The organism is Pseudomonas sp. SbOxS1 (genome assembly GCF_013416725.1).
Classification (GTDB): Bacteria; Pseudomonadota; Gammaproteobacteria; order Pseudomonadales; family Pseudomonadaceae; genus Aquipseudomonas.
On record NZ_JAAVXC010000002.1, the window covers coordinates 348,098 to 370,788 of the forward strand.

The window sequence follows — 22,691 nt, forward strand, 5'->3', positions numbered from 1 at the left end:
GGATGCGAATGTTACAGTTTCGTTACCGAAAATAGCACCGGTTCTCATCGGCTAAACAGCGGAAATGTTGGAAAGCGAGCGTTCCTTTATGAACATGTCGCTCAGACGTAAATGAAGGGCGGTGTAGGAAGATTCCCCGCTACCGCTTTGATGCGCATGTACCGTCCGGAGTAGTGCGGATCTTTGGGAAATGTCCTGCGCAGTTACCGGAAGCCATGACCTTCAGCCAAAAGCCTTCGATCTTTACCCTTTTGTGTAGCGGCCAGGTCTGGCGATGCTGGGTAAGAAGGGGAGGTGTTATGCGGTGGGTTATGTGTGTGGTGCTGCTGTGGTTGTTGTCTGCTGAAAGCGGAGCGAGTGAGGTGTTCCTGATACCGGAGCACAACCCCAAGCCGATTTATCCGCCGGCGCTGCAACGGGCCGGGATCATCGGTGATGTCCGGGTCAGGTTTACGGTCCATGCCGATGGCTCAGTCAATAAGGTAAGCATTTTGCAAAGTGACCATCATGATCTGGCCGAGGCGACCAGGGTTGCGATAGAGCAGTGGCGATTCAAGCCATGGACGGTTGGAGATGGAAAGCCCGCCGAGCAGGAGGTGATTGCGCCGATGATCTTTGGATTCGATTCAGCGCCACCACTTCATCTCAATGAATGGCTCAAGAAACTCAAATGTCGCGATCTCAACGAAGTCACGGTCAACACCCCGGAACACGCCTGGGCTGACACCACGGCGTTCTACTACACCCGTGCTTATCTATCGAATGCGTTTTCCACGACAACGTTGCCTAACGAGCGGCGCCTGGCGCTGATAGCCAAGATGAACAGGCAGGTGCCGATCATTGTCAGGCAATGCATGAACAACCCGGTTTCCAGGTATGTGAGGTTTTTACCGGAGGATATTCGCAAGTTGCTTTAGTTTGGGGTGGTCTGGACACCATTGATGGGAGTCCAGACCGTGTGGCGGGCTCAGCGAACCTGCACCACCACCTTGCCAACTGCCTTGCGCTGACCAAGATCATTGATCGCCTGAGCGGCATTACCCAGCGGATACACCTGCGACACCAGCGGCTTCAACTTGCCTTCGGCAAACCAGCCAAACAATTGCTGGAAGTTGGCGGCGTTGTCCTGCGGCTGACGCTGGGCAAACGAGCCCCAGAACACGCCGAGCACCGCTGCACCTTTGAGCAGTGCGAGGTTCACCGGCAACTCGGGGATGCGTCCGCTGGCAAAGCCGACCACCAGCAAGCGGCCGTTCCAGGCGATGGCGCGGATGGCCTGGTCGAACAGGTCGCCACCCACCGGGTCGTAGATCACGTCGGCGCCCTGGCCATCGGTCAGGCGCTTGATTTCGTCCTTGAGGCTGGTTTCGCTGTAGTTGATCAGCTCGTCGGCACCCGCCGCCTTGGCCACGGCGAGTTTTTCCGCGCTGCTGGCTGCGGCGATTACCCGGGCGCCCATGGCCCTGCCGATTTCCACTGCCGCCAGGCCGACACCGCCGGAGGCGCCGAGCACCAGCAGGGTTTCGCCGGGTTGCAGGTTGCCGCGCTGCTTGAGGGCGTGCATCGAGGTGCCATAGGTCATGCTGAAGGCGGCGGCGGTGTTGAAGTCCATGGAGGGCGGGATCGGCAACACGTTGTAGCCCGGCACCGCGACCTGTTCGGCGAAGCTGCCCCAGCCGGTCAGGGCCATGACCCGGTCTCCGACTTTCAGGTGGCTGATTTTTTCGCCCACCGCACTGACCACGCCGGCCGCTTCACCGCCCGGGGAAAACGGGAAGGGCGGCTTGAACTGGTACTTGCCCTCGATGATCAGCGTGTCGGGGAAGTTCACCCCGGCGGCGTGCACTTCCAGCAGGATTTCGTTCTTCTTCGCGACAGGACTGGCGACGTCTTCCAGCACCAGCGATTCGGCAGGGCCGAAGGCTTTGCACAGCACGGCTTTCATCAGGGCTATTCCTTTGGGAGTGATGGCCGATAAGTGTAGGTGTGAGAGTCGACGGGTCAACGAGCATGCCCGGCACTGATAGTCAGCCATAAGCTTGTACTGGCGTGGCGGGTGGTTATGCTAGGCCGCAAACCGGATAAGGAGCGAATTGTGAAAGCGTGGATCATGTTGTTGCTGGGCCTGTCCCTTTCTGTGGCAGCGGTGGCCGAAGAGGCCAAGGAAGAGGCGGCGCCGAAGGTCAATTACGTCACCCTGAGCCCGCCGTTCGTGGGTAACTACGGGCTGGATGGCACGCCGAAGCTCAAGGTCTACAAGGCCGATGTGGCTTTGCGTGTGACCGGTGACGAGGCGACCAAGGCGGTCAAGGCCAACGAACCGCTGATCCGCAATCAGCTGGTGGCGCTGTTTGCCCAGCAGACCACCGAGACGATGAACAATGTCGAGGCTAAGGAAAAGCTGCGTCAGGAAGCCCTGAAGCAGACACAGCAGATCATGAATGATGAAACCGGCAAGCCGGTGGTTGAGGATCTGTTGTTCAACAACCTCATCATCCAGTAAGGCTTTCGCTGTCCTGTCGGGCCTCTTCGCGAGCAGGCTCGCTCCCACAATGGATCTGCATTCACTGGAGATCCCCTGTGGGAGCGAGCCTGCTCGCGAAAGCATTCTGATAGTCGCAGCAATTCTTACGGCTTGAGCGCAATCACCGCCGCCCACTGCTCCGCCGTCACCGGCATCACCGACAGCCTCGACCCCTTCTGCACCAGCGGCATCTCCGCCAGCGCTGCCTGCTGCTTCAGGTAATCCAGCTTCAACACCCTGGTAAACGTCTCCACATGCGCGACATCGATCGCGCTCCAGGCATTTTTCTCGGGGGTTGCCTTGGGGTCGTAGTAATGGCTCTCAGGTTCCAGCGCCGTCGGGTCCGGGTACGCCGCTTCGACGATCTTGCCGATGCCGGCAATCCCCGGTTCCGGGCAGCTCGAATGGTAGAAAAAGAACTCGTCCCCCACCGCCATGGCGCGCAAAAAGTTACGCGCCTGATAGTTGCGAACCCCGTCCCAGCGCGCTTTGCCAAGCTGCTCCAGGCCTTTGATCGAGAGTTCGTCGGGCTCGGATTTCATCAGCCAATAGGCCATGGTTCTGGCTCCTTGCGAGGTGGGTGAAGAGGTTGTCCGGCAATTTTATGACAAACCGACAGTCGGTTGACGCCATCATTTGCGTGACGGTTCACGTTGTCGCAAAATGCCGGCCTTTCAAGCTTGACGCTGCTGCACGGCCTACAAACGGAAACCGCTGCTGTCATCGTGTTGATATGCCTTTGGGGGGCAATCGATGAAACGCAAACCGGATTTACTATGGATTCTGGTCATTTTGTTCGGCCTCGGCGTCGTGACCACTGGCTATGCCCAAAGCCTGTGGGTCAACAAGACCGATGCACCGGTCGAGATCTCGCCATTGCAGCAACAGTCGACCGCCTTCAAGCGCTGATCCCGCTTTTCGACGCCACTGATGCCGGTGGCGTCTAGCCTGCGTGATACCAGGCCTTGTCCGTCACCGTTCCTTGCAACGGCACATCCCAGCTCGCCTGAGCCAGTCGCTCGACCTTCTGACATTCATGGGCCAGCCCCAGCAACGTCGGCTTGCGCCAGTCATTGCGGCGAGCCAGGTAGGCCAGGCTTCGATCATAGAAGCCGCCGCCCATGCCCAGGCGTCCGCCGACATCGTCAAACCCCACCAATGGCAGCAACACCAGATCCAGAGCCCAGACTTTGCGTTGCCGGGCGAGGCTGTGCCGGGGTTCGAGAATACGGAAGCGATTGGGCTTGAGTTTTTCGCCGGGGCGAATCCGCTGGAACACCATTTTGGTTCGCGGCCAGGCACTGAGCACCGGTAGATAGGTGGCCTTGCCCCTACGTTGCGCCGCACGCAGCAAAAGGCGCGGATCGATTTCACCGTCGGTGGGCAAATAAAGAGAGATGTGTTTGGCGCGGCGGAACAGCGGTTGCTGGGCCAATTGCTTGTACAGCCCGCGAGCCGCCTGGCGCTGCTGACTGGGTGTCAGTGCGCGGCGGGCCTTGCGCAGCATGCGTCGAAGTTGCGGTCGAGGGAGCAGCGCAGGTTCGGTCATGGATTCGGGCTTCGCCTGTACGGTTTCGTAAAGCGTCTCTTTAAAAAACAGAGCAGTAAAAACGCCGATGCCGGTATTTAAACCGGCATCGGACTGGAATCAGGCTCCCCGGATGTACCGCTGTCGACTTAGCCCTTGAACCCGAAAGTTCAAGGTGGAAGACGCAGTAGGCTTTAAGGCTTTCCGTCTAGCGGACATGCACACCAGCCCAACGTGCGACCTCCAGGGTATAGCAAATCGGCTCAGGGACATCGCCAACTGGCAAGCACCCCAGGGAGTGATGAGAGTATACCGCAAGCGGTGACGCGAATCAGCCTTTGGTGACATCCGGATCAGTGGCAAGCACCAGATCGACACGATCGAGCAGGTCGCGCACCTGTTCGCGGGTCGAACCGCTGGCCTGGATGTCCGGTCGTTCTTCCTTGTGCAGCAGGTCGTGCGTGATGTTCAGCGCGGCCATCACGGCGATGCGATCGGCGCCGATGACTTTGCCGCTGCTGCGGATTTCGCGCATCTTGCCGTCCAGGTAGCGAGCGGCGCTCACCAGGTTGCTGCGCTCTTCCTGGGGGCAGATGATCGAATATTCTTTGTCGAGGATCTGCACAGTGACGCTATTGCTTGAACTCATGAGTCTTGCTCCAGGGCCTTGAGGCGCGAAATCATCGATTCGACCTTACGCCGGGCGATTTCGTTTTTTTCAATGAGGTGCGCGCGTTCCTCGCGCCAGGTCTTTTCCTGAGCTAGTAAGAGTCCGTTTTGGCTCTTAAGTTGCTCGACTCGGGTAATCAGCAGTTCGAGTCTGGCCATCAGCGCTTGCAGGTCGGTGTCTTCCATTGTTTTCACTGTCTGATGGTGGTCGGACTGTAGGAGCGAGCCTGCTCGCGATGAACCTGAGAACGCCGCGGGGTGTCAGGACCCCAGCGTTATCGTTGACGACCATCGCGACGGTGCGACGATTCGACAAGCTCGCTCCTACAGGGGTAGTCGATGTAGGATACAAGGCCTTCATTCTAGACATAGCGCCGTCTGGCGCCTAGCTGCCCATGACCATTCAGAATTCCCCGTACCAAGGCTTCGCCACCCTGCTGACCGCCAGCGGCCATAACGTCTCGCCTGCCGAACTGCACGGCCTGCTGCTCGGCCGCAGCTGCGCCGGCGCCGGTTTCGATGCCGAAGGCTGGCTGATCGACGCCGCCGAACTGCTCGAAAGCGAGCCCCAGGACAATGTCCGCGCGGCCTTGATCGGCCTGCAAGAGATGGTCAAGGGCGAGCTCACCGGCGACGACGTCACCGTGGTCCTGTTGCTGCCGAGCGACGACGCTCCGCTGGCCGAACGCGCCGCGGCACTGGGCCAATGGTGCCAGGGCTTCCTCAGTGGTTTTGGCTTGAACTGCCGCGACAGTAGCATGCTGAGCACCGAGGCCACTGAAGTGTTGCAGGATCTTGCAGCCATTTCCCAGGTGCAAGACGCCCTGGAAGAGTCCGAAGACGGCGAAACCGACTATATGGAAGTCATGGAGTACGTACGCATCGCACCGTTGCTGCTGTTCTCCGAAACCAAGAAAGACGTGGCGGCCGCCGCCAAGCCGTCGCTGCACTGATCAAAAAGCCAGGGAAAGCCATCTGCCCATGATTCATATCCCCAAGTCGGAATACAGCCGTCGCCGCAAGGCGTTGATGGCGCAGATGGAACCCAACAGCATCGCCATCCTGCCTGCCGCCGCGGTAGCCATCCGCAACCGCGACGTCGAGCACGTCTACCGCCAGGACAGCGACTTCCAGTACCTCAGCGGTTTTCCCGAGCCCCAGGCCGTGTTGGTCCTGATGCCGGGGCGTTTGCATGGTGAATACATCCTGTTCTGCCGTGAACGCAACGCCGAGCGCGAGTTGTGGGACGGCCTGCGCGCCGGGCAAGAGGGCGCGATTCGCGACTTCGGAGCCGACGACGCCTTCCCGATCACCGACATCGACGACATCCTGCCCGGCCTGATCGAAGGCCGTGACCGCGTCTACTCGGCCATGGGCAGCAACCCGGAATTCGACCGGCACCTGATGGAATGGATCAACGTGATCCGTTCCAAGGCCAACCTCGGCGCCCAGCCGCCGAACGAATACGTTGCCCTGGATCACCTGCTGCACGACATGCGCCTGTATAAATCGGCGGCAGAAGTGAAAGTGATGCGCGAAGCCGCGCGGATTTCCGCCCAGGCCCATGTGCGTGCGATGCAGGCTAGCCGCGTCGGGTTGCATGAGTTCAGCCTGGAAGCCGAGCTCGATTACGAGTTTCGCAAGGGCGGGGCGAAGATGCCGGCCTACGGTTCGATCGTCGCGGCAGGGCGCAACAGCTGCATCCTGCATTACCAACAGAATGACGCGCTGCTCAAGGACGGTGACCTGGTGCTGATCGACGCCGGTTGCGAGATCGACTGCTACGCCAGCGACATCACGCGCACCTGGCCGGTCAACGGCAAATTTTCCGTAGAACAGAAGGCGATCTACGAACTGGTGCTGGCCGCCCAGGAAGCCGCGTTTGCCGAGATTGCCCCGAACAAACACTGGAACCAGGCCCACGAAGCCACGGTGCGGGTGATTACTTCGGGCCTGGTCGAACTGGGACTGTTGCAGGGCGACGTCGACGAACTGATCGCCAGCGAAGCCTACAAGGCGTTTTACATGCATCGCGCCGGCCATTGGCTGGGCATGGATGTGCATGACGTCGGCGAGTACAAGGTCGGCGGCGAATGGCGCGTGCTGGAGGTGGGCATGGCGCTGACCGTGGAGCCGGGGATCTACATTGCCGTGGACAACCAGAGCGTGGCGAAGAAATGGCGCGGCATTGGCGTGCGCATCGAGGACGATGTCGTGGTCACCAGGACCGGCTGTGAAATCCTGACCAAAGGCGTACCGAAAACCGTCGCCGAAATCGAGGCCCTGATGGCGCAAGCACGGACACAAGCGGCATGAATCGAGTCAATCTGGCGATTATCGGAGGCGGCCTGGTCGGCGCCAGCCTGGCGTTGGCCTTGCAGGCCGGGGCGAAGGCCCGTGGCTGGAAGATCGTGTTGATCGAACCGTTTGCCCCCGGTGACACCTGGCAGCCCAGTTACGACGCGCGTTCCACAGCGTTGTCCTTCGGCGCGCGGCAGATTTATCAGCGCTTGGGCGTCTGGCAGGAAATCTCCCGCCGCGCAGAGCCGATCAAGCAGATTCACGTCTCTGACCGTGGGCGTTTTTCCACGGCGCGACTGTCGGCGATGGAAGAGGGCGTTCCGGCGCTGGGTTATGTGGTGGAAAACGCTTGGCTCGGCCATTGCCTGTGGCAAGGCCTGGACAAGGACGTGATCACCTGGCGTTGCCCGGCGGAAGTCACGCGCATGGAGCCGCTTACCGACGGCTACCGCCTGACCCTGAATGACGAAACCACGCTCGATTGCGATCTCGCGGTGCTCGCCGATGGCGGCCGTTCAGGCTTGCGCGAGCAACTGGGCATCGGCATTAAGAAGCGCCCGTACAATCAGAGCGCGCTGATCGCCAACATCACCCCGAGCGAAGCCCATGGCGGTATGGCGTTCGAGCGCTTCACCGACGATGGCCCGATGGCGTTCCTGCCATTGCCGGACAACCGTTGTGCGCTGGTCTGGACGCGTCTGGGCATGGATGCGCAACGACTGGCCGCGCTTGATGATCGCAGTTTCCTCAGCGAGCTGCAGGGCGTGTTCGGTTATCGCCTCGGTACGTTGAAGCAAGTCGGTGTGCGGCACCTGTATCCGCTGGCGTTGGTGGAGGCCGAAGAGCAGGTGCGCTCGCACCTGGTGGTGCTCGGCAATGCTGCCCACAGCCTGCACCCGATTGCCGGCCAGGGGTTCAACCTGTCCCTGCGCGATGCCCAGGCGCTGGCCGATGCGCTGCTCGCCAGTGAACACCTGCCGGGGCACTTCGCCACCTTGCAGGATTACCGCGAGCGCCAGCGACTGGACCAGAACCTCACCGTGGGCTTCTCCGACCAGGTCACGCGCCTGTTCGGCAGTACTCAGCCGCTGGTGTCATTGGGGCGCAATCTGGGCTTGCTCGGTCTTGACCTGCTGCCGCCAGCCAAGCGCTGGTTCGCCCGGCAGGCCATGGGCCTGGGTACCCGTCCTGATGTTTAACTGGCTGACACGCAAGTTTGGCAAGGCCCGTTTGATGTGCCGGTTCATGAACCTTTATCCGCCGTACCTTGGCGCCGGGGTTCGGGTACGGCACATCAGCGATGACTTTCGTGACGTCCAGGTGTCCATGGGCCTGAGTTGGTACAACCGCAACTACGTCGGCACGCAGTTCGGTGGCAGCCTGTATTCGATGGTCGACCCGTTCTTCATGCTGATGTTGATGGAAAACCTCGGTCGCGAGTACATCGTCTGGGACAAGGCCGCCGACATCGATTTCATCGCGCCGGGCAAAGGTCCGGTGTTCGCCCGTTTCAACATCGATGACACCTTGCTCGACGAGATCCGCCGGCAGACGGCGGAGGGCAGGAAGTACCTGCCGCAATTGCAGGTCGATATTCATGACGGCGCCGGCAACCTGGTGGCGCGTGTCGGAAAAACCCTTTACGTGCGGCTCAAGCCGCAAGCGAGACAGGCTTAAAGCATGGAAATGCGCGCAGATCTGCTGATTGTCGGGGCCGGAATGGTCGGCAGCGCCCAGGCGCTGGCGTTGCAGGACAGCGGGCTGGAAGTCCTGCTGCTCGATGGCAGCCCGTTGAGCGTCAAACCCTTTGACCCGCAGGCACCATTCGAGCCGCGCGTCAGTGCATTGTCGATTGCCAGCCAGCGAATTCTCGAGCGCCTGGGTGTCTGGGACGGCATTGCCAGCCGGCGCAGCAGTCCCTACAGCGAGATGCAGGTCTGGGATGGCAGCGGCACCGGGCAAATCCACTTTTCGGCGGCCAGCGTGCATGCCGATACGCTGGGCCATATCGTCGAGAACCGCGTGGTTCAGGACGCCTTGCTCGACCGTTTGCACGACTGTGACCTGGGCATGCTGGCCAACGCACGCCTGGAACAGATGCGCCGCTCCGGCGACGACTGGCTGCTGACCCTGGCCGATGGCCGAACCTTGCGTGCGCCGCTGGTGATCGCGGCGGATGGCGCCAATTCGGCGGTGCGGCGCCTGACCGGTGTCGCCACGCGGGAGTGGGATTACCTGCACCACGCCATCGTCACCAGTGTGCGCTGCGCCAAACCTCATCAGTCGACTGCCTGGCAGCGGTTTACCGACAATGGCCCGCTGGCGTTCCTGCCGCTTGAGCGCGACGGTCAGCAGGATTGGTGCTCGATCGTCTGGTCGACCACGCCGAGCGAAGCCGGGCACTTGATGGCGCTGGATGACGAGGCTTTCTGTCGTGCGCTGGAGCGGGCCTTCGAAGGTCGACTTGGCACGATACTGAGCGCGGACCCGCGCCTGTGCGTGCCGCTGCGCCAGCGCCATGCCAAGCGTTACGTGGCAGAAGGCCTGGCCTTGATCGGCGACGCCGCGCACACCATTCACCCGCTGGCCGGGCAGGGCGTGAACCTCGGTTTCCTCGATGCCGCGGTGCTGGCCGAAGTGCTATTGAAAGCGGCAACCCGTGGCGAGCGCCTGGCGGATGTGAAGGTGCTGAGCCGTTACGAACGTCGGCGCATGCCGCATAACCTGGCGCTGATGGCGGCGATGGAAGGCTTTGAGCGACTGTTCCAGGCTGACCCGTTGCCGGTGCGATTGTTGCGTAATGCCGGGTTGAACCTGGTCGACCGGATGCCGGAGGCCAAGGCGCTGTTCGTGCGTGAGGCGCTGGGGTTGATTGGGGATTTGCCGGCACTCGCCAAGGCCTGATTTTTTCGCTGTGGCTGCTGGCCTCTTCGCGGGCAAGCCTCGCTCCTACAGATCACCGAGAACCTGTAGGAGCGAGGCTTGCCCGCGAAGGCGTCGGCACATTCACCACACATCCCTGCTGTGCAACATCTGGTAACTCCTCCGGGAACTGTTCGATTGAGAAGGGAAATGTGAGTCCTTATCATTTGGCCTCACTTTTTCAATCGAGAGACCGCTCCCATGTTGGCACCGAAGCGTCTACTGACCGCACTGGCCATGACCCTGATCGGCAGCACCGCCGCCCAGGCCGCTGACGAGGTGGTGGTCTACTCCTCGCGCATCGATGAACTGATCAAGCCAGTCTTCGATGCCTACACCGCGAAAACCGGCACCCAGGTGAAGTTCATCACCGACAAGGAAGCGCCGCTGATGCAGCGGATCAAGGCCGAGGGCGAGAACACGCCCGCCGACCTGCTGCTGACCGTCGATGCCGGCAACCTCTGGCAAGCCGAGCAGATGGGCATCCTCCAGCCCTTCACCTCGAAAACCATCGACGCCAACATTCCGCTGCAATACCGTGCGGCTTCCCATGCCTGGACCGGCCTGAGCCTGCGGGCGCGGACCATCGCCTATTCCACCGACCGGGTGAAACCGGGCGAACTGACCACCTACGAAGCACTGGCCGACAAGAACTGGGAAGGTCGCCTGTGCCTGCGCACGGCGAAGAAGGTCTACAACCAGTCCCTGACCGCCACCATGATCGAAGTGCACGGCGCCGAGAAAACCGAGAAAATCCTCAAGGGCTGGGTCAACAACCTGTCCACTGACGTGTTCTCCGACGACGTGGCAGTGCTCGAGGCCATCAATGCCGGCCAGTGCGACGTCGGCATCGTCAACACCTACTACTACGGCCGCCTGCACAAACAGAAGCCGGACCTGCCGGTGAAACTGTTCTGGCCGAACCAGGCGGATCGCGGTGTGCACGTCAATCTGTCGGGCATCGGCCTGGTCAAGCACGCGCCGCACCCGGAAGCGGCCAAGGCCCTGGTGGAGTGGATGACCACGCCGGAGGCGCAGAAGATCTTCGCCGACGTGAACCAGGAATTCCCGGCCAACCCGACTGTGCAGCCATCGGCCGAAGTCGCTGCCTGGGGCAAGTTCATTGCCGATACCCTGCCGGTGGAAGTTGCTGGCAAGCGCCAGGCTGAAGCGATTCGCATGATGGATCGCGCTGGCTGGAACTGAGTCGCCCGATATAATGCGCCCCGCCTGTGCGGGGCGTTTTGTTTTTGCGCAGGCACCTCTGACCCTGTAGGAGCGAGCCTGCTCGCGATGAACGTCACGACACCGCTGACCGTCAGGCACCCCGCGTTATCGTTAACGTTCATCGCGAGCAGGCTCGCTCCTACAAGGGTTTTTGTTATCTCCTCATCTGCTTGAGAGCTATACCTTGGCCCACCCCGCCCAACGCCGCTGGTATCCCCTGGTCTTCGCCATCGCTGCGCTGGTCCTGTTGCCCCTGAGCGTCCTGCTGCTGTCCTGGCAAGCTATCGACCCGCAGATCTGGTCCCATCTGTGGGAGACCCAGATGCCGCGCCTGCTGGGCAACACCCTGACCCTGATACTCGGTGTCGGCGTTGGCGTGACGGTCCTGGGGGTGAGCCTGGCCTGGCTTACCAGCCTTTGCGAATTCCCCGGTCGGCGTTGGCTGGACTGGGCACTGATGCTGCCCTTCGCGATTCCGGCCTACGTGCTGGCATTCGTCTTCGTTGGGCTGCTGGATTTTGCCGGTCCCGTGCAGACCCTGCTGCGGGAATGGTTCGGCAGCGGCCTGCGTTTGCCGCGTGTGCGCTCCACGGGCGGGGTGATCCTGGTACTGGTGCTGGTCTTCTATCCTTACGTTTACCTGCTGGCTCGCACCGCGTTCCTGGCCCAGGGCAAGGGCCTGATGGAAGCGGCGCGGGTGCTCGGTCAATCCCCGTGGCAGGCGTTCTGGCGCGTGGCAATGCCTATGGCACGCCCGGCCATCGGTGCTGGCGTGGCCTTGGCGCTGATGGAAACCCTGGCGGATTTCGGCGCCGTGTCGGTGTTCAACTTCGACACCTTCACCACCGCCATCTACAAGACCTGGTACGGATTCTTCAGCCTCTCAACCGCCGCGCAACTGGCCAGCCTGTTGCTGCTGGTGGTGATGCTCGTGCTGTACGGCGAGCGTCGGGCTCGCGGCGCCAACCGGGCGAGCAATGAACGGCCACGTGTCAAGGCGTTGTATCACCTTCACGGCCTCAAGGCGCTGCTGGCAACGGGGTGGTGCGCGCTGGTGTTCGCCTGTGCCTTTGTCATTCCGATGCTGCAACTGGTGGTGTGGTTCTGGCAGCGCGGGCGCCTGGATCTGGACGAGCGTTACACCGGCCTGATCGTCCACACCTTGTACCTGGGAACAATGGCGGCGCTGATCACCGTGAGTGTCGCCCTGGTATTGGCGTTCGCCCGGCGACTGGCGCCGACCCAGGGGATCCGCGCCGGGGTCAGCCTGGCCAATCTCGGCTACGCCTTGCCCGGCTCGGTGTTGGCGGTGTCGATCATGCTGGCGTTCAGTTACCTGGATCGCGTGCTGGTGATCCCGCTCTCCGGCTGGCTCGGCGGGGCTGGCAAGCCGTTGTTGCTGGGCAGCCTGCTGGCGTTGCTGCTGGCCTATCTGGTGCGCTTCATCGCCGTGGCTTACGGTCCGTTGGAAAGCAGCCTGGCGCGAATACGGCCATCTTTGCCCGAAGCGGCACGTAGTCTGGGTGTCAGTGGGCCGCGACTGTTTTTCAAAGTGTATCTACCGTTGCTGCTTCCCGGTTCGTTGAGCGCGGCGTTGCTGGTGTTCGTCGATGTGCTCAAGGAAATGCCCGCGACCCTTCTGATGCGCCCCTTTGGCTGGGACACGCTGGCGGTGCGGATCTTCGAAATGACCAGTGAAGGCGAGTGGGCGAGGGCGTCTTTGCCGGCCTTGACCCTGGTTTTGGTCGGGCTGCTACCGGTCATCGGATTGATACGGCGTTCGGCGCATCGAAACAGCTAGGTGCCAGTCCTACACCTTGCGGCTACAATGCGCGGCATTCGGTGCGGTCCATCTGACAGACAAGGTAGTGAAAACGGCTGGAAGCCTTTTATTTCAGGGCTCCCGCACAAATGATCACTCGTCCGCACCTTCGCCACGCCCGGAAGGAGAAACCCATGGGACAGCGTACGCCTCTGTATGACCTTCATCTTGCCCTCGGCGCGAAGATGGTCGATTTTGGCGGTTGGGATATGCCTTTGCATTATGGATCCCAGGTCGAGGAGCACCATCAGGTGCGCCGCGATTGCGGTGTTTTTGATGTATCCCACATGACCGTGATCGATGTCGACGGCCCCCAGGCCAAGGCATGGCTCCAGCATTTGCTGGCCAACGATGTCGAACGCCTGCACAAACCCGGTACCGCGTTGTACAGCACCATGCTCAATGAGCGCGGCGGTATCGTCGACGACATGATCGTCTATCGCCTCGAAAGCGCTTACCGCCTGGTGGTCAACGCCTCTACCCGCGATCAGGACCTGGCGTGGATGCAGGCGCATCTCGACGGGTTCGACGTGCAGCTCAACGAGCGTTCCGAACTGGCGATGCTCGCCATCCAGGGCCCCCATGCCCGGCAAAAGATTGCCGAGTTGGTGAGCCAGGCGCGCGGCGCATTGATCCACAAGCTCAAGCCTTTCGAAGGCCGGCCCGACGGTGACTGGTTCATCGCACGCACCGGCTACACCGGTGAAGACGGTCTGGAAATCATTCTGCCAGCCGACCAGGCGCCGGGATTCTTCAACGATCTGGTGGGGGCGGGCATTTCCCCCATTGGCCTGGGCGCGCGTGACACCCTGCGGGTCGAGGCGGGCATGAACCTGTACGGTCAGGACATTCACCAGGACGTTTCGCCGCTGGCCTCCAATATGGCCTGGAGCATCGCCTGGGAACCGGCCGCTCGCCAGTTCATCGGCCGCCAGGCGCTGGAAGCCGAACGCAGCGGCGGCGTACAACACAAACTGGTGGGGCTGGTCCTTGAGGAACGCGGGGTTTTGCGCGCTCATCAAGTGGTCCGCATCGCCAATGTTGGCGAAGGGGAGATCACCAGTGGTAGTTTCTCTCCTACGCTAAGCAAGTCGATTGCACTGGCGCGCGTGCCGATGGCCACTGCCGACCGCGCAGAAGTGGAAATCCGTGGCAAGTGGTACCCGGTCCGAGTGGTCAAGCCGACCTTCGTCCGCCATGGCAAAACCTTGATCTAACCTTTTCCGGCGGGCGTTGACCGCCGATAATTTTCCTGAGGACACAGAACATGAGCGATATCCCTGCCGACCTGCGTTTTGCCGAGAGTCACGAATGGGCTCGCCTGGAAGCCGATGGCACCGTCACCGTGGGCATCAGCGATCACGCGCAGGAAGCGCTGGGTGATGTGGTGTTCGTTGAGCTGACCGAAGTCGGCAACGTCTTCGCCGCCGGTGATCAGTCCGGTGTGGTGGAGTCGGTTAAAGCGGCCTCCGACATCTATTCCCCGGTAGCCGGTGAAGTGATCGCGGTCAACGAAGCACTGAGCGGTGAGCCTGAACTGCTTAACTCCGACCCGTACGGCGCGTGGATCTTCAAACTCAAGCCAAGCAACACGGCTGACCTGGACAAGCTGCTCGATGCAGCAGGTTACAAGGCCGCCATCGGCGAATAAGCCTTCAGCGTCACCCCAAAGCCCCGACCTGTCGGGGCTTTTTTGCTTCTGGCGATTTTTTCCTTTGTAGGAGCGAGCCTGCTCGCGATGGTCGTCAACGATGACGCTGGAAGCCTGACACCCCGCGGTGTTCTGGAGTTCATCGCGAGCCTGCTCGCTCCTACAGGGGTTCGCGTCTGGCATCGACTGCTATGCTGGTTTGACCGTGTTGCATCGACGTTGAGCGCCAGTCAAGAGAGAGCCCGTCATGTCCCAGTTGCCGTCCCTGAGCCAGTTACGCGACCCCAATGCCTTTCTTCGCCGCCACCTTGGGCCTGATGCCGCCGAGCAACAGGCGATGCTCGACAGCCTTGGCCTCGGTAGCCGGGTCGAGTTGATCGAGCAGACGGTACCGCCGGGAATCCGCCTGAACCGACCACTCGACCTGCCGCCGGCCCTCGACGAAGAAGCCGCGCTGGCCAAGCTGCGCGGTTACGCCGAGCAAAACCAGGTCTGGACCAGCCTGATCGGCATGGGCTATTACGGCACGCTGACGCCGGCTGTCATATTGCGCAACGTCCTGGAAAATCCCGGCTGGTACACCGCATACACACCCTATCAACCGGAAATCGCCCAGGGCCGTCTTGAAGCGCTGCTCAATTTCCAGCAATTGACCATCGACCTCACGGGCCTTGAACTGGCCAACGCCTCGCTGCTGGATGAAGCCACTGCGGCGGCGGAAGCCATGGCCCTGGCCAAGCGTGTCGCCAAGTCGAAGAGCAACCTGTTCTTTGTCGACGAGCACTGCCATCCGCAGACCATTTCCGTGGTGCAAACCCGAGCGGAAGGCTTCGGCTTCGAATTGATCGTCGACGCTGTGGAAAACTTGAAACAGCACCAGGTATTTGGTGCGCTGCTGCAGTACCCCGACACCCACGGCGAGATCCGTGATTTACGCCCGCTAATTGATCATCTGCATGCCCAACAGGCGCTGGCGTGTGTCGCCACCGATCTGCTGAGCCTGCTGTTGCTCACCCCGCCGGGGGAGTTGGGCGCCGACGTGGTGTTCGGCTCATCCCAGCGTTTCGGCGTGCCCATGGGGTACGGCGGCCCTCACGCGGCGTTTTTCGCCAGCCGTGACGAGTACAAGCGAGCGATTCCAGGCCGCATCATCGGCGTGTCGAAAGACGCCCGCAGCAATGTTGCCCTGCGCATGGCGCTGCAAACCCGCGAGCAGCATATCCGTCGTGAAAAGGCCAACTCGAACATCTGCACCGCTCAAGTGCTGCTGGCCAATATCGCCAGCTTCTATGCGGTTTATCACGGCCCGGAAGGGCTGAAACGGATTGCCCAGCGCGTGCACCGGCTGACCTGCATCCTTGCCGCGGGCCTTGAGCGCAAGGGCATTACCCGTCTCAACCAGCACTTCTTCGACACCCTGACCCTGGAGGTCGGTGGCACCCAGACCGCGATCATCGAAAGTGCCCAGGCCGCGCAGATCAACTTGCGTATTCTGGGGCGCGGGCAATTGGGTCTGAGCCTCGACGAAACCTCTGACGAAACCACCGTAACAAAACTGTTCGACCTGTTCCTGGGGTCTGATCATGGGCTAAACGTCGACGAACTGGACGCTGAAACCCTGGCTGGCGGCATTCCCGACACGCTGGCGCGAACTTCGCCCTATCTGCGCCACCCGGTGTTCAATGCCCACCACAGCGAAACCGAGATGCTGCGCTACCTCAAGCAGCTGGAAAACAAGGACCTGGCGCTCAATCAATCGATGATCCCGCTGGGCTCGTGCACCATGAAGCTCAACGCCACCAGCGAGATGATCCCGATTACCTGGCCGCAGTTCGCCAACCTGCATCCGTTTGCACCCAGGGAACAGGCTCTCGGCTACACCTTGATGATCGAAGAACTGGAGCGCTGGCTCTGCGCGATAACCGGTTTCGATGCGATCTGCATGCAGCCCAACTCCGGGGCCCAGGGTGAATACGCCGGGCTGCTGGCGATCCGCAAATACCACGAGAGCCGCCAGCAGGGCGGGCGGGATATCTGCCTGATTCCTTCGTCGGCCCACGGCACCAACCCGGCCTCGGCACAGATGGCCGGGATGCGCGTGGTAATTGTCGAGTGCGACGAGGCGGGCAACGTCGATCTGGAGGACCTGAAAGACAAGGCCGCCGAGGCCGGGGATAAACTGGCCTGCCTGATGGCGACGTATCCGTCGACCCATGGCGTGTATGAGGAAGGCATCAGCGAAATCTGTGAAGTTGTCCACAGCCATGGCGGCCAGGTGTACATGGACGGCGCCAACCTCAATGCCCAGGTTGGCCTCGCGCGCCCGGCGGACATCGGCGCCGATGTGTCACACATGAACCTGCACAAGACTTTCTGCATTCCCCATGGCGGCGGAGGGCCGGGCATGGGGCCGATTGGCGTGCGCGCCCACCTCGCGCCGTTCGTGGCCAATCATCCGGTCGTGCCTATCGATGGACCGCAGCCGCAGAATGGCGCGGTCAGTGCGGCGCCCTGGGGCAGTGCAAGCATTCTGCCGATCAGCTGGATGTACATCGCCATGATGGGGCCGCAATTGGCCGACGCCAGTGAGGTGGCGATCCTGGCGGCCAACTACCTGGCGCGGCACCTGTCCGGTGCGTTTCCAGTGCTCTACACCGGCCGCAACGAGCGGGTGGCCCACGAATGCATTCTCGACCTGCGCCCCCTCAAGGTGCTGACCGGCATCAGCGAAGAAGACGTTGCCAAGCGCCTGATGGACTATGGCTTCCATGCACCGACCATGTCGTTCCCGGTGCCGGGGACGTTGATGGTCGAACCCACCGAAAGTGAATCGAAGGCAGAGCTGGACCGTTTTATCGGCGCGATGCTGAGTATCCGCGCGGAAATTACCGAGGTGCAGAACGGCAACTGGCCGGCCGAGGACAACCCGTTGAAGCGTGCGCCGCATACGCTGGCGGATATCACTGGCGTGTGGGAGCGGCCTTACAGCATCGTGCAGGCGGTCACGCCGGATGCGCATACCAAGGCGCACAAGTATTGGCCGGCGGTGAACCGGGTGGACAATGTCTACGGCGACCGGAACCTGTTTTGTGCGTGTGTGCCGCTGGATGAATACCGCTGAACAACACACACACCCTCTGTAGGAGCTGGCTTGCCAGCGAAGAGGCCCTTGCATTCAACATCCATGTTGACTGTTACACCGCTTTCGCTGGCAAGCCAGCTCCTACAAGGGATTTGTGGTGGGCATAAAAAATGCCGCTCATGTGAGCGGCATTTTTTGTTCGGCAACCTGGGCTTATTCCGAAGCCACGGCGTTCTTCGCCAGGATCGCATTCGCCAGTTCCATATCCGTGGCCTGCAGCCCCGGGTTGTCGGCGCGGACTTTCTGCATCGCCGCTTCCAGGTACGGACCGCGGATGCCGCCGTCACTGGCGACGAAGCTGCTGGCATCGTCCTGGGCAGCGATGATCATCTTGTTGTCCTTGAACGTCAGGTAGGTCGAACCGGTGGTTGCACCGGAGGTAAGGACGTTACGCCAAAAGCTATCAGCCATCGCCGAGCCGACAGGCAAGGACAACAAGGCGATGGTAGCGACAGCAACTTTGAAACGCATGATGGGTGACTCCACTGATTAACTGCGGTGTTGGATTGTCGGCCCCCCATCGAGTTCCATGACGGCCCACCTACTTCTGCTCGCTCTGCGGTGTCACCCGCAACACCTCTTCGATCGTGGTCAAACCCGCCGCCACTTTCTGCGCGCCTGACAGGCGCAGGCTGCGCATGCCTTCCTTGAACGCCTGGCGCCGTATCGCCAGCAAGTCGGTGTCGGGATTGATCAGTGCCTTCAGGCCGTCGCTCAACTGCATGATTTCGTACACCCCGGCACGACCGTGATAGCCGGTATCGCGGCATTCCAGGCAGCCAATGGCGCGCTGGGCGTTGCCAGGCAGCGGCGCTTGCCAGGGTCGGGTCAGGGTTTGCCAGTCTTCCTCGCCCAGGGCCTGCGGAGCCTTGCAGTGTGGGCACAGGGTGCGCACCAGGCGTTGGGCCATCACGCCAAGCACGGTGGCCTTGATCAGGTAATGCGGCACGCCGAGTTCCAGCAGGCGACTGATGGCGCTGGGCGCATCGTTGGTGTGCAGCGTCGACAATACCAGGTGCCCGGTGAGGGCGGCCTGGATGGCCATCTCGGCGGTTTCCAGGTCGCGGATTTCACCGATCATGATGATGTCCGGATCTTGCCGCATCAGCGCCCGGACCCCGGCGGCGAAGGTCAGGTCGATGTTGTGCTGGACCTGCATCTGGTTGAACGCCGGCTCGACCATTTCTATCGGGTCTTCGATGGTGCAGAGGTTGACCTGGGGCGTCGCCAGTTTTTTCAGCGTGGTGTAGAGCGTGGTGGTCTTGCCCGACCCGGTCGGCCCGGTGACCAGGATGATGCCATTGGGCTGGCGGGTCATGTCCTGCCAGCGCCGCAGGTCATCGGCGGAAAAACCCAGCTGATCGAAATCCTTGAGCAGCACCTCCGGGTCAAAGATCCGCATGACCATTTTTTCGCCGAAGGCCGTGGGCAAGGTCGAGAGTCGCAACTCGACTTCACCGCCCTCCGGGGTCTTGGTTTTCACCCGACCGTCCTGGGGTTTGCGTTTCTCCGCGACGTTCATTCGCCCCAGGCTTTTCAGGCGACTGACGATGGCCATGGTCACCTGCGGCGGGAACTGGTAGACGTTGTGCAGCACGCCGTCGATGCGAAAGCGCACCGTGCCCTGTTCGCGCCGGGGCTCGATGTGGATATCGCTGGCGCGCTGCTGGAAGGCGTACTGGAACAGCCAGTCGACGATATTGACGATGTGCGCGTCGTTGGCGTCGGGCTCCTGATCGCTGGCGCCGAGGTTGAGCAACTGCTCGAAGTTACCCAGGGTACTGACCTGTTGATCGGCATTGCTCGCGCCGCTGACCGATTTGGCCAGGCGAAAGAACTCCACGCTGAAACGCTGGATGTCCACCGGGTTGGCCACCACGCGCTTGATCGGCAGTTTCAGCACGTGGGTCAGGTCGGCTTCCCAACCGGTGACGTAAGGCTGGGCGCTGGCGATGGTCACTGCGTCGCGATCGACCGACACCGCGAGGATCTTGTGACGCTGGGCAAAGGCGTAGGACATCAGCGGCGTCACGGCCGCGACGTTGATCTTCAACGGATCAATACGCAGGTAAGGCTGGCCGGCTTGCTGGGACAGCCACAGGGTCAGGCTTTCAAGGTCCAGGTGCTTGCCGGGACGGCTGAGGTCGTCCAGGTGTTGGCTGGCGATGAACTCCAGCGGGTGCATCTGGCCATTGGCGGCGTGACGGCGTCGGGCGTTGAGCGCCTGTTCGGCTGAGTCCTGGCTGACAAAGCCCTGGGCGACCAGTTCACGCAGCACATCATTGAGGTCCAGCCAGCGGTCCTGAAAGGCGATTTGAACGGACATGCGGGCTCCTTTTGAACAACAGTGCGCAAAGGATAGCCGTGACCCCGCAGGCCGTTGGGCCACTACCCGACGAAGCCGTTTCGGGAATTTTCAGCCCACCGCCAGAGCCGTTTCGACCCAGGCAGAATCGGCGGTTTGCAGATCGACCGAGCACACGCTGATCAGGTTTCGAAGTTTTTCCGCAATCACCTGGGCGCGATGCCAGCTCAATCCGTCGATGACGACATCGATGGCCAGCAAGTCGTCCCGACGCTGCACATTCACCTGTTGCGGTGTCAGGAACTGCATTGCGAACAGGTTGAGCGCGCGGCACAGCAGGTCCGGTTCGGCTTCGGCGAGCAATTGGTAGTGAACGCGGCAATGGGCGTTGCCGGCATTCCAGGCATCGGCACGGGTGGGCGAGGTATTGACGGCTTCCAGGTAGGGCATGTTCGGTCTCCAGGCTGATTGGAGAAATTTTTACATTCGGTGGCGGGTATTTCTTATCTATGATTAGCCGTAATACAGATTTGGCGAATCGTGTAATTCACAAAACTATAAGTTGAAGGTTTTTTTATGCACAGCGAGCTGGACAGCTACGACCGCAGGATTCTCGCCTTGCTGCAGGAGGATGCTTCGCTCTCCAGCGCGCAGATTGCGGAGCAGGTGGGACTTTCGCAGTCGCCCTGTTGGCGGCGGATTCAGCGGATGAAGGAGGAGGGGATCATTCGCGGCCAGGTCACCTTGCTCGACCGCAAGAAAATCGGCCTGAACACGCAGATTTTTGCCCAGGTAAAACTCAACGCCCATGGCCGTTCGAACTTCACCGAATTCACCGAGGCGATTCGAGGTTTTCCCGAGGTATTGGAGTGTTACGTGCTGATGGGGGCGGTGGATTTCATGCTGCGGATCGTCGCGGCGGACATCGAGGCGTATGAGCGGTTTTTCTTCGAGAAGCTGTCGCTGGTGCCGGGGATTCAGGAGGTGAACTCTATCGTGGCGTTGTCGGAGATCAAGTCGACCACCAGTTTGCCGGTCTAGGATTTTGTAGTGCCTGTACCGGCCTCTTCGCGGGCAAGCCTCGCTCCTACAGGAGCAAGGCTTGTCTGCGATGGCGATATTACAGACGCAGCAACATCTTCCAGGCACGATTCTGATAGACCGCGATCGCCTGTTGCTTGCGCGCATCCAGGGTTTCGTCGGTGATCGGCTCGTTGGCCAGTTGTGCCAGCTTGTTCAGCTCGCCGTAGAGGCGATCCATTTCCGGGATCTCCAGCACGTTGCGCGCGTGGTGCAGCCAGACCTGGATGCGTTCGATGCGCGGCAGTTGCTCGGCCAGGTCTTCCGGCTGTTGCTGGTAACGCTGCAATTGCAGCGAGGTGGCTTCTTCGCCCAGCAGACGTGGCAGCCAGCTGCCCAATTGCGCGGCGCCCTGGCGATTGCCGCGGGTGTTGCGCTCGGCGGTCCAGGTGCGGGCCAGCAACCAGCGCGAGGTGTTCAGGGAGAACAGGCCCCAACGCGGGTCTTCGAGTTCTTCGAGGAACTGCTCCGGTGCGGCTTTGCGAACGTCTTCATCGTCCAGGCCGGCCTGTACCAGCGGGCGCCAGTCTTCCAGCAGGGCGTCGAGCGCGACACGCAAATCGTGGGTCGACTGACGTGGTGCGGCTTGGCCGAGGCTGCTGATCAGCGCGCGCATTTCAGCCAGGTTCTCGACCCAGTCCTGCAACAGGCGCCAGTGGCCATTGAAGCGGTACTGCTCGGCCAGGCGCTGGCTGCTGCCCAGCAAGTGCCAGCTGAGCGCGGCGAATGCGTCGTCCAGCGGCGTTTCGGCGCTGATCTGCGGTGCTGGCAGGCTCAACGAGTAACTGTGGGCGTCGTACAGGCGATAGCCACGTTCGGCCTTGCTGATATCGCATGGCATCAGCGCCAGTTTTTCGGCCAGTTCGGCGGCCAGTTCCAGCAGCGCGGCAGGTTCGCCTTCGCGCAATTCCAGTTCCAGTTCGCAGATTTCTTCTTTCTGTTTGCCGACTACCACGTGGCCCAGGTCCAGTGCCGCTTCGATGACCACTTTGGACTTTCCGCGGCCCCAGGCGATTTCCGCGCGCTCGCGGACGAAATCGGTGGTGAAGATGGCTTTCAGGGTTTTCTTGTCCAGTTCAGCCAGTTCTTCGGGCCAGCATTCGCCGTCCAGTTTTTTCAGGTCGAGCTTGGCTTTGGGCAGGTTCCAGTCGTACTCGTTACGTACGGACAGGCCAGCGACGCTTTGGCCGCGGGTCTTGAGGGTCTGAATCACTTCTTCGCCGTCCTTGCGCAGGCGCAGGGCGACTTTGGCCCGGGCCAGGTCACGCTCGGGGGTGTCGAAGTATTGATTCATCAACTCACGGCGTTCCCAGCCACTTTTGTTGCGTTTTTTCAGTAGCGGGTGCTCGCGCAGGGCGGCGAGGGTTTCGCGGCTGACGCGGAGCTTGATTTCGGTTTCTTTCTGCATGGCCGGAAAATCCAGGATCGGGAGCGCAGCCGAGGGAATTGGTGGCTGCCAAGGTCGTGCAGTGTACAGGACTCGACCTGCCTTCGCCGTGCGACGGTTTATTCCTGTCACC

At 61.3% G+C, this 22,691-nt stretch carries 23 protein-coding genes and 1 other RNA gene; 14 read left to right on the forward strand and 10 right to left on the reverse strand.

Translation table 11 applies throughout. The features are described 5' to 3' along the window. Window positions 1-299: 299 nt before the first annotated feature. Window positions 300-917 carry an energy transducer TonB gene (locus HFK74_RS02520; RefSeq protein WP_180202475.1) on the forward strand — a complete coding sequence of 206 codons (618 nt, stop codon included), beginning with the start codon at window positions 300-302 and terminating at the stop codon, window positions 915-917. Between the two features lie 50 nt (window positions 918-967). On the opposite strand, the gene HFK74_RS02525 is transcribed toward HFK74_RS02520, so the two are convergent. Next, window positions 968-1,945 carry an NADPH:quinone oxidoreductase family protein gene (locus tag HFK74_RS02525; RefSeq protein WP_180202211.1) on the reverse strand — a complete coding sequence of 326 codons (978 nt, stop codon included), beginning with the start codon at window positions 1,943-1,945 and terminating at the stop codon, window positions 968-970. A 150-nt stretch (window positions 1,946-2,095) separates the two neighbouring features. On the opposite strand from HFK74_RS02525, the gene HFK74_RS02530 reads away from it, so the two are divergent. After that, a complete protein-coding gene (locus HFK74_RS02530) occupies window positions 2,096-2,503 on the forward strand; it encodes a flagellar basal body-associated protein FliL (protein ID WP_180202212.1) in 408 nt (135 codons plus the stop codon). Between the two features lie 125 nt (window positions 2,504-2,628). On the opposite strand, the gene HFK74_RS02535 is transcribed toward HFK74_RS02530, so the two are convergent. Further along, window positions 2,629-3,081 carry an EVE domain-containing protein gene (locus HFK74_RS02535; RefSeq protein ID WP_008055236.1) on the reverse strand — a complete coding sequence of 151 codons (453 nt, stop codon included), beginning with the start codon at window positions 3,079-3,081 and terminating at the stop codon, window positions 2,629-2,631. A gap of 196 nt (window positions 3,082-3,277) precedes the next feature. Between HFK74_RS02535 and HFK74_RS02540 the strand changes: the two genes are divergently transcribed. Continuing rightward, entirely contained in the window at window positions 3,278-3,433 is a 156-nt protein-coding gene (locus tag HFK74_RS02540) for a hypothetical protein (protein WP_008055235.1), read from the forward strand. Between the two features lie 34 nt (window positions 3,434-3,467). Here HFK74_RS02540 and HFK74_RS02545 read toward each other — a convergent pair whose 3' ends face one another. The 4 genes from HFK74_RS02545 to HFK74_RS02560 form a co-directional block, all read right to left on the reverse strand. Continuing rightward, a complete protein-coding gene (locus HFK74_RS02545) occupies window positions 3,468-4,073 on the reverse strand; it encodes a 5-formyltetrahydrofolate cyclo-ligase (RefSeq protein ID WP_180202213.1) in 606 nt (201 codons plus the stop codon). Between the two features lie 101 nt (window positions 4,074-4,174). Continuing rightward, a non-coding RNA gene (gene ssrS / locus HFK74_RS02550) (6S RNA) lies at window positions 4,175-4,353 on the reverse strand. A gap of 30 nt (window positions 4,354-4,383) precedes the next feature. Further along, window positions 4,384-4,701, reverse strand: a complete 318-nt coding sequence (locus HFK74_RS02555) for a cell division protein ZapA (RefSeq protein WP_008055229.1) — start codon at window positions 4,699-4,701, stop codon at window positions 4,384-4,386. Next, window positions 4,698-4,907, reverse strand: coding sequence for a TIGR02449 family protein (locus HFK74_RS02560; RefSeq protein WP_007982902.1), 210 nt, complete (start codon window positions 4,905-4,907; stop codon window positions 4,698-4,700). The genes HFK74_RS02555 and HFK74_RS02560 overlap by 4 nt, the downstream gene beginning before the upstream one ends. A gap of 209 nt (window positions 4,908-5,116) precedes the next feature. On the opposite strand from HFK74_RS02560, the gene HFK74_RS02565 reads away from it, so the two are divergent. The 10 genes from HFK74_RS02565 (at window position 5,117) to gcvP (ending at window position 17,765) form a co-directional block, all read left to right on the forward strand. Then, complete coding sequence (locus HFK74_RS02565; RefSeq protein WP_180202214.1) at window positions 5,117-5,674, forward strand: YecA family protein; 558 nt, start codon at window positions 5,117-5,119, stop codon at window positions 5,672-5,674. 28 nt (window positions 5,675-5,702) lie between these two features. Then, the gene (pepP, locus tag HFK74_RS02570) at window positions 5,703-7,037 is read left to right on the forward strand and encodes a Xaa-Pro aminopeptidase (RefSeq protein ID WP_180202215.1); all 1,335 of its coding nucleotides are present in this window, start codon (window positions 5,703-5,705) and stop codon (window positions 7,035-7,037) included. Further along, window positions 7,034-8,221: a 2-octaprenyl-6-methoxyphenyl hydroxylase gene (gene ubiH / locus HFK74_RS02575; RefSeq protein ID WP_180202216.1), complete on the forward strand. Its 1,188-nt coding sequence runs from the start codon at window positions 7,034-7,036 to the stop codon at window positions 8,219-8,221. Before pepP ends, ubiH begins: the two co-directional genes overlap by 4 nt. Further along, a complete protein-coding gene (locus HFK74_RS02580; protein ID WP_180202217.1) occupies window positions 8,214-8,699 on the forward strand; it encodes a DUF4442 domain-containing protein in 486 nt (161 codons plus the stop codon). Before ubiH ends, HFK74_RS02580 begins: the two co-directional genes overlap by 8 nt. A gap of 9 nt (window positions 8,700-8,708) precedes the next feature. After that, the gene (locus tag HFK74_RS02585) at window positions 8,709-9,926 is read left to right on the forward strand and encodes a 2-octaprenyl-3-methyl-6-methoxy-1,4-benzoquinol hydroxylase (protein WP_180202476.1); all 1,218 of its coding nucleotides are present in this window, start codon (window positions 8,709-8,711) and stop codon (window positions 9,924-9,926) included. A 219-nt stretch (window positions 9,927-10,145) separates the two neighbouring features. Next, on the forward strand, window positions 10,146-11,150 hold the full coding sequence (locus tag HFK74_RS02590) for an extracellular solute-binding protein (protein WP_180202218.1): 1,005 nt from the start codon (window positions 10,146-10,148) through the stop codon (window positions 11,148-11,150). 205 nt (window positions 11,151-11,355) lie between these two features. Further along, complete coding sequence (locus HFK74_RS02595; RefSeq protein ID WP_180202219.1) at window positions 11,356-12,972, forward strand: iron ABC transporter permease; 1,617 nt, start codon at window positions 11,356-11,358, stop codon at window positions 12,970-12,972. Between the two features lie 155 nt (window positions 12,973-13,127). Continuing rightward, complete coding sequence (gcvT, locus tag HFK74_RS02600; RefSeq protein ID WP_008064933.1) at window positions 13,128-14,210, forward strand: glycine cleavage system aminomethyltransferase GcvT; 1,083 nt, start codon at window positions 13,128-13,130, stop codon at window positions 14,208-14,210. A 50-nt stretch (window positions 14,211-14,260) separates the two neighbouring features. Then, the gene (gcvH, locus tag HFK74_RS02605; protein ID WP_180202220.1) at window positions 14,261-14,644 is read left to right on the forward strand and encodes a glycine cleavage system protein GcvH; all 384 of its coding nucleotides are present in this window, start codon (window positions 14,261-14,263) and stop codon (window positions 14,642-14,644) included. Window positions 14,645-14,891: 247 nt separating this feature from the next. Beyond that, window positions 14,892-17,765 carry an aminomethyl-transferring glycine dehydrogenase gene (gene gcvP, locus HFK74_RS02610; protein ID WP_180202221.1) on the forward strand — a complete coding sequence of 958 codons (2,874 nt, stop codon included), beginning with the start codon at window positions 14,892-14,894 and terminating at the stop codon, window positions 17,763-17,765. 174 nt (window positions 17,766-17,939) lie between these two features. On the opposite strand, the gene HFK74_RS02615 is transcribed toward gcvP, so the two are convergent. The 3 genes from HFK74_RS02615 to HFK74_RS02625 form a co-directional block, all read right to left on the reverse strand. Further along, window positions 17,940-18,257 carry a DUF2388 domain-containing protein gene (locus HFK74_RS02615; protein ID WP_008064936.1) on the reverse strand — a complete coding sequence of 106 codons (318 nt, stop codon included), beginning with the start codon at window positions 18,255-18,257 and terminating at the stop codon, window positions 17,940-17,942. Between the two features lie 70 nt (window positions 18,258-18,327). Beyond that, the gene (locus HFK74_RS02620) at window positions 18,328-20,112 is read right to left on the reverse strand and encodes a GspE/PulE family protein (RefSeq protein ID WP_180202222.1); all 1,785 of its coding nucleotides are present in this window, start codon (window positions 20,110-20,112) and stop codon (window positions 18,328-18,330) included. Window positions 20,113-20,202: 90 nt separating this feature from the next. Further along, on the reverse strand, window positions 20,203-20,541 hold the full coding sequence (locus HFK74_RS02625) for a hypothetical protein (protein WP_180202223.1): 339 nt from the start codon (window positions 20,539-20,541) through the stop codon (window positions 20,203-20,205). A gap of 126 nt (window positions 20,542-20,667) precedes the next feature. On the opposite strand from HFK74_RS02625, the gene HFK74_RS02630 reads away from it, so the two are divergent. Further along, on the forward strand, window positions 20,668-21,132 hold the full coding sequence (locus HFK74_RS02630) for an Lrp/AsnC family transcriptional regulator (RefSeq protein ID WP_008064939.1): 465 nt from the start codon (window positions 20,668-20,670) through the stop codon (window positions 21,130-21,132). 79 nt (window positions 21,133-21,211) lie between these two features. Here the strand turns inward: HFK74_RS02630 and HFK74_RS02635 are convergent, their stop codons facing one another. After that, complete coding sequence (locus HFK74_RS02635) at window positions 21,212-22,579, reverse strand: inorganic triphosphatase (RefSeq protein ID WP_180202224.1); 1,368 nt, start codon at window positions 22,577-22,579, stop codon at window positions 21,212-21,214. Window positions 22,580-22,691 lie beyond the last annotated feature (112 nt).

Coding starts and splice junctions, on each gene's coding strand:
- HFK74_RS02580 (WP_180202217.1), top strand. CDS start 8,214: ATGTTTAACTGGCTGACACGCAAGTTTGGCAAGGCCCGTTTGATGTGC.
- HFK74_RS02525 (WP_180202211.1), bottom strand. CDS start 1,945: ATGAAAGCCGTGCTGTGCAAAGCCTTCGGCCCTGCCGAATCGCTGGTG.
- HFK74_RS02635 (WP_180202224.1), bottom strand. CDS start 22,579: ATGCAGAAAGAAACCGAAATCAAGCTCCGCGTCAGCCGCGAAACCCTC.
- HFK74_RS02555 (WP_008055229.1), bottom strand. CDS start 4,701: ATGAGTTCAAGCAATAGCGTCACTGTGCAGATCCTCGACAAAGAATAT.
- gcvT (WP_008064933.1), top strand. CDS start 13,128: ATGGGACAGCGTACGCCTCTGTATGACCTTCATCTTGCCCTCGGCGCG.
- HFK74_RS02585 (WP_180202476.1), top strand. CDS start 8,709: ATGCGCGCAGATCTGCTGATTGTCGGGGCCGGAATGGTCGGCAGCGCC.
- HFK74_RS02540 (WP_008055235.1), top strand. CDS start 3,278: ATGAAACGCAAACCGGATTTACTATGGATTCTGGTCATTTTGTTCGGC.
- HFK74_RS02620 (WP_180202222.1), bottom strand. CDS start 20,112: ATGTCCGTTCAAATCGCCTTTCAGGACCGCTGGCTGGACCTCAATGAT.
- HFK74_RS02565 (WP_180202214.1), top strand. CDS start 5,117: ATGACCATTCAGAATTCCCCGTACCAAGGCTTCGCCACCCTGCTGACC.
- HFK74_RS02630 (WP_008064939.1), top strand. CDS start 20,668: ATGCACAGCGAGCTGGACAGCTACGACCGCAGGATTCTCGCCTTGCTG.
- HFK74_RS02535 (WP_008055236.1), bottom strand. CDS start 3,081: ATGGCCTATTGGCTGATGAAATCCGAGCCCGACGAACTCTCGATCAAA.
- HFK74_RS02520 (WP_180202475.1), top strand. CDS start 300: ATGCGGTGGGTTATGTGTGTGGTGCTGCTGTGGTTGTTGTCTGCTGAA.
- HFK74_RS02625 (WP_180202223.1), bottom strand. CDS start 20,541: ATGCCCTACCTGGAAGCCGTCAATACCTCGCCCACCCGTGCCGATGCC.
- ubiH (WP_180202216.1), top strand. CDS start 7,034: ATGAATCGAGTCAATCTGGCGATTATCGGAGGCGGCCTGGTCGGCGCC.
- gcvP (WP_180202221.1), top strand. CDS start 14,892: ATGTCCCAGTTGCCGTCCCTGAGCCAGTTACGCGACCCCAATGCCTTT.
- gcvH (WP_180202220.1), top strand. CDS start 14,261: ATGAGCGATATCCCTGCCGACCTGCGTTTTGCCGAGAGTCACGAATGG.
- HFK74_RS02590 (WP_180202218.1), top strand. CDS start 10,146: ATGTTGGCACCGAAGCGTCTACTGACCGCACTGGCCATGACCCTGATC.
- HFK74_RS02615 (WP_008064936.1), bottom strand. CDS start 18,257: ATGCGTTTCAAAGTTGCTGTCGCTACCATCGCCTTGTTGTCCTTGCCT.
- pepP (WP_180202215.1), top strand. CDS start 5,703: ATGATTCATATCCCCAAGTCGGAATACAGCCGTCGCCGCAAGGCGTTG.
- HFK74_RS02560 (WP_007982902.1), bottom strand. CDS start 4,907: ATGGAAGACACCGACCTGCAAGCGCTGATGGCCAGACTCGAACTGCTG.
- HFK74_RS02545 (WP_180202213.1), bottom strand. CDS start 4,073: ATGACCGAACCTGCGCTGCTCCCTCGACCGCAACTTCGACGCATGCTG.